At 57.5% G+C, this 12,604-nt stretch carries 10 protein-coding genes; all 10 read left to right on the top strand.

What is annotated here, in order from left to right; genetic code table 11:
* The first annotated feature begins 13 nt into the window (after nt 1-13).
* The 10 genes from ACWHYZ_RS14835 (at nt 14) to ACWHYZ_RS14790 (ending at nt 12,604) form a co-directional block, all read left to right on the top strand.
* Nucleotides 14-1,060 carry a protein-glutamate methylesterase/protein-glutamine glutaminase gene (locus ACWHYZ_RS14835; protein ID WP_447983454.1) on the top strand — a complete coding sequence of 349 codons (1,047 nt, stop codon included), beginning with the start codon at nt 14-16 and terminating at the stop codon, nt 1,058-1,060.
* 268 nt (nt 1,061-1,328) lie between these two features.
* Nucleotides 1,329-2,522: a DegT/DnrJ/EryC1/StrS family aminotransferase gene (locus ACWHYZ_RS14830; RefSeq protein ID WP_447983453.1), complete on the top strand. Its 1,194-nt coding sequence runs from the start codon at nt 1,329-1,331 to the stop codon at nt 2,520-2,522.
* Nucleotides 2,519-3,475 carry an NAD-dependent epimerase/dehydratase family protein gene (locus tag ACWHYZ_RS14825; protein ID WP_447983452.1) on the top strand — a complete coding sequence of 319 codons (957 nt, stop codon included), beginning with the start codon at nt 2,519-2,521 and terminating at the stop codon, nt 3,473-3,475. The genes ACWHYZ_RS14830 and ACWHYZ_RS14825 overlap by 4 nt, the downstream gene beginning before the upstream one ends.
* A gap of 20 nt (nt 3,476-3,495) precedes the next feature.
* Complete coding sequence (locus ACWHYZ_RS14820; protein ID WP_447987591.1) at nt 3,496-4,443, top strand: NAD-dependent epimerase/dehydratase family protein; 948 nt, start codon at nt 3,496-3,498, stop codon at nt 4,441-4,443.
* Between the two features lie 33 nt (nt 4,444-4,476).
* Entirely contained in the window at nt 4,477-5,547 is a 1,071-nt protein-coding gene (locus ACWHYZ_RS14815; RefSeq protein ID WP_447983451.1) for a GHMP family kinase ATP-binding protein, read from the top strand.
* Nucleotides 5,544-6,350, top strand: a complete 807-nt coding sequence (locus tag ACWHYZ_RS14810) for a nucleotidyltransferase family protein (protein WP_447983450.1) — start codon at nt 5,544-5,546, stop codon at nt 6,348-6,350. Before ACWHYZ_RS14815 ends, ACWHYZ_RS14810 begins: the two co-directional genes overlap by 4 nt.
* Before the next feature lie 7 nt (nt 6,351-6,357).
* On the top strand, nt 6,358-7,566 hold the full coding sequence (locus ACWHYZ_RS14805; RefSeq protein WP_447983449.1) for a pyridoxal phosphate-dependent aminotransferase: 1,209 nt from the start codon (nt 6,358-6,360) through the stop codon (nt 7,564-7,566).
* Nucleotides 7,553-9,067, top strand: coding sequence for a B12-binding domain-containing radical SAM protein (locus tag ACWHYZ_RS14800; protein WP_447983448.1), 1,515 nt, complete (start codon nt 7,553-7,555; stop codon nt 9,065-9,067). The genes ACWHYZ_RS14805 and ACWHYZ_RS14800 overlap by 14 nt, the downstream gene beginning before the upstream one ends.
* A 34-nt stretch (nt 9,068-9,101) precedes the next feature.
* The gene (locus tag ACWHYZ_RS14795) at nt 9,102-10,988 is read left to right on the top strand and encodes a thiamine pyrophosphate-binding protein (protein WP_447983447.1); all 1,887 of its coding nucleotides are present in this window, start codon (nt 9,102-9,104) and stop codon (nt 10,986-10,988) included.
* Entirely contained in the window at nt 10,985-12,604 is a 1,620-nt protein-coding gene (locus tag ACWHYZ_RS14790; protein ID WP_447983446.1) for a B12-binding domain-containing radical SAM protein, read from the top strand. Before ACWHYZ_RS14795 ends, ACWHYZ_RS14790 begins: the two co-directional genes overlap by 4 nt.

Here is a 12,604-nt window from a genome sequence, read left to right as displayed (position 1 = left end):
GGCGGAAAATCGTATGCGTAAGATTCGTGTGCTCATTGTCGACGATTCCGCCCTCATTCGCCAATTGCTGACAGAACTGCTCAGCACCGACGCTGATATTGAGGTCGTCGGCACGGCCTCCGATCCGTACGCCGCGCGCCAGCGTATCAAAGAGTTGCACCCCGACGTCCTGACGTTGGATGTAGAAATGCCGAAAATGGACGGCTTGACGTTTTTGGAAAAACTCATGACCGGCCATCCGATGCCGGTGGTCATGGTCAGTTCCTTGACGGAGGCGGGGTGTCAAACGACGTTAAAAGCGCTCGAACTGGGCGCCGTCGATTTCTTTACAAAACCGAAGATCGATTTGCGGGACGAGATTACGGAACGCGCGACGGAATTGGTCGCCAAGATCAAAATGGCGATGCACGCTCGCGTCAGGCCGTTGGGGCAGAGCCGGGTAGAAGACGCGAAGGGCGCCAATCCAATATCGCGGACCGCGATGCTCAAGACGACGGATAAAATCCTCGCCATTGGAGCGTCGACCGGGGGAACCGAAGCCATTCGTTCAGTACTCCAGCACATGCCTGCCGATGCGCCGCCTATTCTCATTACGCAGCACATGCCTGAACGGTTCACCAAGGCGTTTGCCGATCGCCTCAATTCGCTGTGCGAGATCCTGGTGAAGGAAGCGTGCGATGGGGATAGCGTCCTGCCGGGACAAGCGCTTGTGGCGCCGGGGAACTATCACATGGAGCTGATACGAAGCGGCGCCCGATATCAGGTCCACATCACGCAGGGACCTCCTGTCAACCGACACAGGCCGTCGGTGGACATCATGTTTCATTCCATCGCCAAGACCGCCGGCTCAAATGCCCTTGGCGTGATCTTGACCGGTATGGGTGCCGATGGAGCGCAGGGGCTGTTGGCTATGAGACAGGCCGGCGCCGTGACAGTAGCACAAGACGAAGCGACGTGCGTGGTATTCGGGATGCCGAAAGAAGCCATCAAGGCAGGAGCCGTCGACAAGATCGTTCCTCTCCATCACATTCCGAGCGCACTTTTGACTATGTTGACGTAACCTTAAATGGGTGTTGAACCAGAAGAGTGCCTACCACATCCTTCATGCACTTCAAATCTGCTCGATCCTGACCGGCATAGAGTTTTTCACTGCAAGAAAGCCGCTTTTTACGAGGGCAGCCTTTGCCTCTCCACGCGGCAGATCTTGCCCATGTCCATCCAGAGTTTTTGCTATTCGTCTAATTCTGTACAGAGTTAGCCTTTAGTCGGCACTGGCATCGTTCTTGATTGAAACCCCTCCGGCACGCTCTTGTGTAAAGGAGAGATGGATGACATTGCTGACAAAGCCACGGCCACTTGAGCCACGCTGGTGTCTGGCTTACGACACAATCGATCATGGCGACATCGATCGTCTGGTCCAATGGCTGCAGACCTACCCCCGGCTCACGAAAGGCGCCCTCACTCTTGAGTTTGAACGCGGCTGGAGCGAGTGGCTCGGGTCATTGCACTCGGTGTTTTGCAATTCCGGTTCTTCCGCGAATCTCTTGATGTTCTATGCCCTGTTGCTCTCAGGCCGTTTAAAGAACAAGAAAGTGGTGGTGCCGAGTGTCGGATGGGTCACCTCCATTGCCCCAGCGATCCAATTTGGATTTGAGCCCATCATGTGCGAGGCGGACCCGGACACGTTTGGCCTCGATCTGAATCATCTTGAAGAGATTCTCGTACGCCATCAGCCGAGTGCGGTCCTGCTCGTCCAGGTCTTGGGCGTTCCGCACAAGATGGATGCGCTCCTGAAGCTGAAAGAGCGGTACGGATTCGTCCTTCTCGAGGACGCCTGCGCGGCGTTCGGTTCGAAGCTGGGGCCGCGGAATGTAGGGACGTACGGCGACATGGCGAGTTTTTCATTCTATTTCGGCCATCAAATGTCGACGATCGAAGGCGGCATGGTGTCGACCAACGACAAGGAATTTGCCGATCTCCTGTTCATGCTTCGTTCGCATGGCTGGAGCCGCGATCTCGATCAATCGACGCACGCTGGATTGGTGGGGGCACACGAGATAGATGATTTTCACACGCCGTTTGTCTTCTACGAACCTGGATTCAATTTGCGCTCGACCGATCTGAATGCGTTCATCGGACTCGGGCAATTGCAAAAGCTCGACCGGATGGCGGAGCGCCGTCACATCAATCATCGCCGCTATCTGCAGCTCTTAGCCGATCGTTTCTCTGTTCAGCGGGTCACTCAGGACGTCCGTGTCTCGAGTATCTCATTCGGCTTACTGGCCGACGATGTCGAACATCGACGGGCGATCGTGAAGGCCTTGGCAGAACACGGCATCGAAACACGCCTGTTCTCGGCCGGTAACCTGGGGCTGCACCCATTTTGGATGAAGCGCTACGGGAGGGCCAGCTTTCCGATGGCGGATCGCATCCATCATTGCGGATTCTTTCTCCCCAATCATCCGGCGCTGAGCGATGACGATCTCACCTTCATTGCACGGGTTGTTCGAGAGGCAACATGACCGACGGTCCGTTGCTCGTGACAGGAGGCACGGGGCTACTGGGACACGCGCTTCGCCCGCTGTGCCCTGATGCCGTGTTCGTGTCCAGTCACGAGTGCGATCTTCGCGAACGTGGCGAAGTCGTCAAGCTCTTTCGAGACGTTCGACCGTCACAGGTCGTTCATCTGGCGGCTCGCCTGGGAGGCGTCAAAGCCAATGCGGAGCGGAATGTCGAGCTGCTTGAGTCAAATGCGGCGATCAATGCCGCCGTGCTCAGCGTCGCACGCGAATGTCGCGTGCGTCGGCTGATTGCCGTTCTTTCCAGTTGCGCATTTCCCCTGTATGACCGGCGACCATCGACCGAACCGGATCTCCACGCTGAACTACCGTATCGAGGCAACCTCGGGTATGGATTTGCAAAGCGGCTGTTGGATGTTCATATCCGCCTGGTGGCCCAGGACAAGGGTCTGCTGTGGACCTCGATTGCGCCGGTCACAATGTATGGACCACACGATCATTTCGATCCCGAGGCAGGCCACGTCGTTGGCGCGCTGTTTCAGCGATGCTGGCAAGCGAAACAGACCGGCCGGGCGTTGACGGTGTGGGGCAGTGGAGATGCCGTCCGGCAATTTGTATTTGTGAACGACATCGCTCGATTGCTCGTCGTGATGCTGGCTCACGAGTCGATCTCCGACACGGTCATTGTGGCGCCCGATAGGGGCATGACGATCCGAGCGCTTGCCGAAGCCGTTGCTCGGGCCATGCAGTATGAAGGACCGATTCATTACGACGCCAGCCAACCTGAGGGAGTACGGGTCAAGCGGCTTCAAAGCGAGCGCTTCCAGAAAGCCTTTCCGACCTTTGCCTTCACGAGGCTCGAGCACGGTTTGCAGGAGACGGCCCGCTGGTTCATGTCAATGCAGTGCAAGGCTGATAGGACGAGTCTGGTGGCCCAGACGTCGGCTGGGGCCTAATTTAAGAAGAGGCGATAGTGATGACTGGTCGAGGTCTTCGCGTGCTGATGACCGGCGGGGCCGGCTACATTGGGTCCGTCCTCTCGCGGTGCTTGCTGGAGGAAGGCTATCACGTCACCGTGCTCGACAATTTTCTCTACCGGCAAAATAGCCTGCTGGATTGTTGCGCGCACGACCATTTCAACGTTGTGCGCGGGGATTGCCGTGATGAAGCCGTCATGAAGGATCTGCTCAAGACGCCGGACATCGTCATCCCGCTGGCCGCCCTTGTCGGCGCACCCCTGTGTGACCGTGACAAAACCGGCGCCGTGACTACCAATGTAGACGCCGTTCGGATGCTGTGCGCGCTGGCGTCTCCTCATCAAGCCGTGATCTTTCCGGTCACAAACAGCGGATACGGCATCGGGCAGCCGGGCGTGCCGTGTACCGAAGAATCTCCGCTCAGGCCTATCAGTCTGTACGGCGAAAGCAAGGTCGAAGCAGAGAAGGTCGTGTTGGATCGCGGGAACGGTCTCACGCTTCGGCTGGCGACGGTGTTCGGCTCTTCGCCACGAATGCGGATGGATCTGTTAGTGAACGACTTTGTCTGGCGAGCAATCAGGGATCGTGCCGTCGTGGTTTTTGAGGGACGGTTTAAGCGGAATTTCATCCATGTTCGAGATGTGGCGAAAGCCTTTGTACACGCCATGGCGCACTTCGAGAAGATGAAGGGGCGACCCTACAACGTGGGATTGGATGACGCCAATCTGACGAAAATCGAGTTGTGTCAGCTGATTCAGCGGAGTATCCCCGGGTTTGTCTATTTTGAATCGCCGATCGGGGAAGATCCCGACAAGCGGAACTACATCGTCTCCAATGCACGGATTCTCGGCACCGGCTATCGACCCGATTGGTCCGTGGAGCGAGGGATTTATGAACTGATGAAGACCTACACGATCCTCAGGGCGGGACAGTATGCGAACGTGTGACATCATGCAAGCCATGTTGGCAGGAGCCCACAGATGATTATCAGCCGGACTCCCTTTCGGGTGTCGTTTCTGGGCGGCGGCACCGACTATCCGGCCTGGTTCCGCGATCATGGCGGCGCGGTCCTTGCCACGACCATCGATAAGTACAGCTATATCACCTGCCGTTATCTACCGCCATTCTTCGAACATCGTACACGCGTGGCCTATTCCAAGATCGAACTCGCCAAAGCCAATGATGAGGTGCAGCATCCGGCCGTACGCGGTGTGCTCCAGTACCTCAACATGAGCGAAGGCCTGGAGATTCACCACGATGGCGATCTGCCGGCGCGCACGGGATTGGGCTCCAGTTCGGCCTTTACGGTCGGGCTGCTTCACACGCTCTATACGCTTCAGCACATCATGCCGAGCAAGGCCGAGCTGGCTCATGCGGCCATCCATGTCGAGCAACATCTCCTTCAAGAATCCGTGGGATGTCAGGACCAGGTGCTCGCCGCCCATGGCGGTCTGTGCCGCATTAATTTTTTTCAAAATGGCGAGATCGGGTACACGCCCGTTGTCATGAGGCCCGAGCGGTTGGAGGAGTTTCAAAACCAACTCTTGCTGTACTTTACCGGATTCTCGCGGATGGCTTCCGAGATCGCCAAAGAACAGATCGATCGGACGCGTGAGCGCCGTGTCGAACTGTTTGCGATGCTTCAGATGGTTCAGGAAGGGCTTTCCATCTTGACCGGCGAGCGGGACCTCAGCGAGTTCGGCGAGTTATTGCACGAGGCGTGGATGATTAAGCGAGGACTCACGTCAAAGATTTCGACGCCGGTAATTGATCAGATTTACGAAGCGGCACGACAGGCGGGCGCGACGGGCGGCAAGCTGCTTGGGGCCGGTGGCGGCGGGTTCATGTTACTCTTTGCGCCACCGGAACGCCACGCGGGCATTAAAGCCTCGCTGCCGGGCCTACTTCAAGTCCCCTTCCGGTTCGAAACAATGGGGAGCCAAATCGTCTTCTACGAACGGGAATCGCCGCTCAACAATGACAGAGGCTGGGCGAAAACCAAAGAGGCAGAGGCGCTTGTGGGCATTCACGCAGGAAAGAATCTTTTATGACGACGGTGCCGGCTTCCGATGTCGTGATTTTGTGTGGCGGACTCGGCACACGATTGCGCCCCCTCGTCAGCGATCGACCGAAGCCAATGGCGCTGATCCACGGTCGTCCATTTCTCGAGCTGCTCGTTGATCAGATCGTTGCCGATGGCTTCCGGCGAGTGATTCTCTGTGTGGGCTATCGTGCGGATTCCATCAAGGCTCACTTTGCTTCGCGAACCGACTGCCGGATTCTCTTGTCGGAAGAGCCGACGCCATTGGGAACGGCTGGCGCGCTGAGGCTGTCCATACCCCTTCTTAAGACAGCGACGGTGCTCGTGTTGAATGGCGATTCGTATTGTCCGATCGACCTTGCCGCACTGATCGATTTTCACCGCCGGAAGAAGGCCATAGGAACACTCGCCCTAGTACCCTCTCCAGAGCGACGTGCGGGAGGTGTCGTGACGGTCGACGAGCATGATCGGGTGACGGAGTTTGTCGAAAAGCCTGCGCCGGACGTCAGCGGGCATTTTAATGCCGGCATCTATGTCTTTGAGAGGCGGGCATTCGACGCGATCCCGGAGGCCAAAGCCTGTTCGCTCGAAATGGATGTGCTGCCGTCACTGAAACCGCATCTGTATGGCTTTCACATGGAGGCGCCGCTTTACGACATCGGCACACCGGATGGGTTGCGCACCTTTACCGATTTCTACGGCCGATCCAAACCACCGAGTCAACCTGATGTTTGGCCGGCGCGTGTCGGATCGATGCCGCGAGTATCGGATCTTCGGCGTGACATCAGGCCGCTCCACGAGACGCGAGGATAGGAGAGCTATGCCGTCCACGTCTACTCATCCCCTGGCGACATTGCCGTTCTCAACACGCGGTGAACACCTAATGGGACAAGAAATGTTCAAGGTGATGGAGCGCGCGCAGTCTCTCGAGCGACAAGGGCACTACGTCTACCACCTGGAGCTCGGAAACCCGCGTATGCCGCCGCCCGGTGCCATCATCGATGCCACCATCGCCGCCATCCATGAGAAGCAGCTCGGCTATACACCGATGGCCGGACTTCCAGAACTACGGGAAGCGGTGGCCAAACGGTATGTCGGGGTCACAGGGCAGCAGGTGGGACAGGACCATGTCGTCATCAGCCCGGCCAATCTCCTCATCAGCCAATTCCTCGATCTGACGTGCGACCCCGGTGATACGGTGGCGGTCTTTACGCCCGCCTTTCCATCATATTGGGCGGCGATCGAGCATATCGGCCTTCACGTCACGGCCATTCCCTTGAATCAGCAGACCGGATTTCACCTGACAGAGCGTCACATCGATGCCGCCATATCGGCACGTCCGAAAGCCATTATTGTCAACTCGGCGAATAATCCTACGGGGGCCGTCTACACGCAGCCGATGCTCGAATTGCTTGCCCACCGGTGCGAGCAAGAGCGGATATGGCTACTGAGTGATGAAACGTACGGTGATCTGTCCTTTGGCTGGCCCTTTTTCAGCCTCGCGGCCGTCGATTCTAGGCAGATCGTGACGATGTCATCGTTCTCCAAAATTTTCTCGATCCCCGGGTTCCGAGTCGGCTATGCGGTCGCACATCCATCCGTATCCGAGAAGTTGGCCCTTTCCTGCTCGACCCTGATTTCGTGCCTCCCGGCCTTTACCCAACTCGGCTGCGTGGCAGGCCTGTCCGTGCTGGAGGAGTATGTCGGACGTGTGCGGCGACACTGCGTGCACATGGCGCGGCAATGCGTCGATCTCGTCAATGCGTCGGGGGCCGTCCACTGCGGGACACCGGAATCGGGATTCTATCTGTTTCTTGATATTAGTCAGACCGGGGTCGACGACCTAAGCTTTTGCAAATATCTGCTTGAGGAACGTCACACCGCGGTCACGCCCGGCCGAAGTTTTGGAGAAACATGCCGCTCGTTCGTGAGGGTGGCCATGTGTGGTGAGGAAGCCGATGTGCTCGAAGGGCTTCACCGGGTCCTAGATCTAGCCGTAGAACTGAAAGGAGCTCATGGCGCAGGTTGATGTCTTATTCGTGACGCCGCCGAGCCGTGCTCATGTGTATCAGGCCTTGAGCCACAACTTGGCGGCGATTGAGCCGCCGGTGTGGAGCGGGCTGATCGCCACCTTCATGCGCCGGCACGGGTACTCGGTGCAGATTCTCGATGCCGAAGCAAGCGGCCTGAACCACCAGCAGACCGCAGAAGCCATTGTGGCCGCCGACCCGGTGCTTGCGGTCTTCGTCATGTATGGACAGCAACCGTCGGCCTCGACGCAATGCATGCCGGGAGGCCGGGAGGTTTGTACGCGGCTCAATGCAATGGCCACTGTGCCATCGCTAGTCATGGGCACGCATCCCTCCGCGCTGCCGAGACGCACGTTGCTTGAAGAGCCCTATCGGTATGTCTGTCAAGGCGAAGGTCCTTACACAGTGCTGCGGCTCGTCGAACTGTTGAAGGGCAAGGGGGGAAGTGTTCGTGACGTTCCCGGCCTCTGGTATGTAGCGAACGGACAGCCGCAGTCGAACGCTCGCGCTCCTGTGATCGCCGATCTGGATGGCGAACTCCCGGGGCAAGCCTGGGATCTGCTCGACATGACTCGGTATCGAGCTCACAACTGGCATTGCTTTCATAACTTGGACGGTCGGTCCGGCTATGCGTCGTTGCAAACCAGCCTTGGATGTCCGTTCGCGTGCACGTTCTGCTGCATCAACGCTCCGTTCGGGACCCCGGCACTGCGCCTTTGGAGCGCCGATCACGTGATTACGCAGATTGATCGCCTTGTCGGCGAGTATGGCGTGAAGAACATCAAGGTCCCGGACGAGATGTTCGTCCTGAATCGGCGACACGTCATCGGAATTTGCGATCGGATTATCCAGCGAGGCTATGACCTCAACATGTGGGCCTACGCGAGAATCGACACGGTGCAGGACGAAGTCCTCGCCAAGCTCAAACTAGCGGGGTTCAACTGGCTTGGGGTCGGGATTGAATCGGGGAGTCAGCATGTGCGCGATGGCGTGGAGAAGGGCCGATTCGGCGAACGGGAGATCATATCGGCGGTGAACAAAGTGCGGTCGCACGGCATTCATGTCGCGGCCAACTATATCTTCGGCCTGCCTGACGACACGCTGCCAAGTATGCAAGCCACGTTAGATCTTGCAATGGACCTCAACACCGAATGGGCAAATTTTTACTGTGCGATGGCCTATCCCGGCTCTTCTCTGTACGGACTGGCGAAACAGAAACAATGGCCGCTGCCGGATGAAGAAGGTGGGCCCGGCTGGATTGGTTACTCGCAGCATGCCTATGAGACGTCGCCGTTGCCAACTGACGTCTTGGCGGCCACTGAGGTCCTCGATTTTCGCGATCGTGCCTTCAATGAGTACTTCATGAATCCATCGTATCTATCTATGATAAAAGGGAAGTTTGGCCAGCATATTGTCGAGCATGTGCAGACAATGTGCAAACACACCGTGAAAAGGCGGCACCATGAGGGACAGCCGGTCCCCTCCCACGTCGTGAGCTAACAATGAGACCGGATGATCGCCGAGAGGAACACCGATGATCAAAGTCGCCGATTTCGTCATTCGAACGCTGGCTGAGCAGGGCATCGACAAAATGTTCGTCGTGTACGGCGCCGCGAACGGTGATTTGATCGATGCGTTTACGCGTGTGCCATCGACCGAGTATGTCGCCGTCATGCATGAACAAGCCGGGGGGTTCGCGGCGGAAGGATACGCCAAGATCAAAGGGAAGCCCGGTGTCGCGATTGCGACGAGTGGACCGGGCGGGATGAATCTTCTGACCTCGATGGGTAACTGTTTTTACGATTCCGTACCCTGCATATTTTTGACCGGACAGATCAACTCGCGATTTCTCCGTCCGGATCCTTCGATTCGCCAGGTCGGTTTTCAAGAAACCGACATCGTGGCCATGGCTGCGCCTGTCACAAAATACGCCAAGATGGTCACCAGGCCGGAAGACATCAAGTACGAGCTCGAAAAGGCGTTATGGCTCTGTCAGAACGGCCGGCCGGGTCCGGTGCTTCTCGACCTCCCTCTCGATATCCAGAAAGCCAAGATCGACGAGAAAGCGCTCATCGGGTTCGACCCCCCTTCTAGCATGCCGTACAACATCGATGTCATCGATCAACAGATTCGGGCCTATGTCCGCGATCTCATGTGTGCGGAGCGGCCGGTCATCATGGTGGGCGGCGGCGTTCGCCTCGCGGGCGCGCACGACGAGATGCTCGCATTGGGCCGGCGGTTACAGATTCCCTGTTTTCCCACCTGGAACGCCCTCGACGTGATCACCTCGGACTATCCGTACTATGGCGGGCGTATCGGCACGTATGGCGGCGCCGGGCGCAACTTCGGCATTCAGAATAGCGATCTTCTTTTGGCCATCGGCAGCCGGATATCGGGCCGGATCACGGGCGGCAACGTTGGGAGCTTTGCCCGCGGAGCCAGGAAATATCTGGTCGAGGTCGATCCTGCCATGGTGCAGCGCAAGCTGCAGCAGGTGCCGTTCGATGTCAATATTTTGAGCGATGCAAAACTCTTCTTGAATCGATTCCTCGCACTGCTCGATCGAGAGCCGCCTTGCCTGCCGAATTATGCGCCGTGGACGAATCGTGTCATGGAATGGAAGCGGCAATATGACCCCGTCCTACCGGAATTCTTTGCCAACCGGAATCATGTGCATCCGTACGCGTTCATGCGCCGCCTCTCAGAAAAGATGTCGGACCGCGATATTTTGGTCGGTGACTGTGGGGGCAACATTGTCGTGAGCAATCATGCCTTCGAAACCAAGTATGGGCAACGCAATCTCACGAATAACGGGAACTCACCGATGGGGTTTTCCTTCGCCGGGGCCATGGGAGCCTGGTTTGCCGATCCGAGCCGCCGCGTCGTCTGCACGATCGGCGATGGGGGGTTCAACATGAACCCGCAAGAACTCCAGACCTTTATGAATTATGGCGTCAACGTGAAGACCTTCATCCTGAACAACCATATCTATGGCATCACGAAGGCCTATCAAGAAACGAATTTCCAAGGCCGTGCGGAAGCCTGCGGACCGAAAGGATACCGCCCTCCCGATTTCATCAAGGTGGTGCAGGCCTTTGGCATGAAAGCGGTCCTGCTCGAGAAGCAGTCGGAGATGGATGCCACGATTGAGAACGTTCTGAACCATGAGGGCCCTGTCGTCTGCGATGTGAACATGCACGAGTACCATACCTATGAACCACGCATCTTTGGATGGAAGACGCCGATCGAGGATATGTATCCCTACCTGCCGCGGAAGGAGTTCCGGTCCAACATGCTCATTGAACCGACTGAGGGATGGATGAATCCCGAATATCCGGACGTGGTTCGACCGCCATCCGGTCAGGTCCCCACATCGTCCGAGAATGAGGCGGCCGTACGATCAAGAAAGGATGAACGATGAAAGTCCTGTTGCTTTACCCAACCTGGACGGGTGCCTACGGGCTCTTCGGTCATTTTGCCCGCCGCAATTCAACGTGGCCCCCTCTGAACCTCGCTCTTCTGGGCGCCATAGCTGAACAGCACGGGCATGAGGTGACCATCCTGGACGGAGAGGCGCAACGGATGTCGCTTGATGAGATGGTCAAAGCGGCCGTCGCCTCCAATCCGGATGTCATTGGATTTACCGCCACGAGCCCATTTTTTCATCTCTCAAAAGCGGTCGCGGAAGGGATCAAGCAACACGCTCCACATATTCCCATTGCCGTCGGAGGCCCGCATATCACGATCATGAAGGAGAAGGCGCTCCTGCCGGCCTTCGATTACGCGTTCATCGGGGAAGCGGAAGAGTCTTGGCCGCAGTTTCTCAATGCATGCGAGCAGGGAAAGTCTGTATCACACGTGGCCGGCCTGATCTACCGCCGCAACGGCCAAGTGGTATCGACCGGACCGGCGGTCGATATCACGGACCTGAATCCGCTTCCTATTCCGGCGAGGCACCTCTTGAAGATGCCGCTTTATAAGCTGGGCACACTGCGGGGACGGTTGCCGTTCACCTCCATCCAGACCATGCGCGGCTGCCCATGGAAATGTATCTTTTGCGCCTCCGAAGCCCTGAAGACGACCAACATGCGGGTGCGCTCGCCGCGGGGCGTCGTCGATGAGATGAAAGCAGTCGTATCGACGTTCGGCACGCGCCACTTTTACATTGTCGACGACGTCATGACGTTGTGGAAAGAGCACATTATCGAAATCTGCGACTTGATCGACCAGGAGGGATTGGACATTACGTTTGAAGGAAGTACGCGGGCAAACCTCGTTGAGGTAGAGGTGATCGCGCGCCTGGTACGCAGTGGACTCATCCGCCTGTCGTTCGGCCTCGAGACGGTGGACCCCGAGATGCGCAAGACCATGAAGAAGCAGGTACCGCTCGATCACTATACGCGGGCCAACCGGATCTGCAATGAGCACGGGGTGGAGGCGATGAATTCGGTCATGATCGGCCTTCCGGGTGAAACCCGCGAAACGGTCCGTGCCACGCTCACGTTCCTCGGCAAGGCCCGGGAAGTGAAACAGGCGAACTTCGCAATCGCCGTTCCCTATCCGGGGACTGAATTCCATGAGATGGCGATCAAAGGGGAGAATCACGTTCAGCTCATGACCGATGACTTTTCGGAATATCGACGGTATGGATCGGCCGTCACCACAGTCGGGGAGTTGACGCCACACGACCTGATCGAACTGCAGAACGAGGGGTTCGTCAGCATTTACTCTGCACCGTGGCGTTGGATTCCCATGTTGCAGAAGCATGGCATGCTGGGGGGCAGTTTGATGCTGTTCAGACTCGCCCGTCTTCTCATGAACAAGCTGTTCAACGCACAACGGAAGACAGCCGACAATTTTGTAAGCCTGGGTGATGGAGGATTCGATAGCGTTCATGGCCCAATGCTGCCCACGGCGGGCGGCGCCCCAGCTATGACCAGCGCCATTCAAGGCGGCGGATTGATCGGCATCGGATCCATAAAAACCGCAAAAATGCCGGCGGGCCACTATGGGAGCCCGGCAAGCCCGAATCTCTAG

It is taken from the genome of Nitrospira sp. Nam74, from assembly GCF_965152615.1.
The sequence above is the reverse complement of the archived record's forward strand: the minus strand, read 5'-3'. Positions and strand labels throughout refer to the sequence as shown.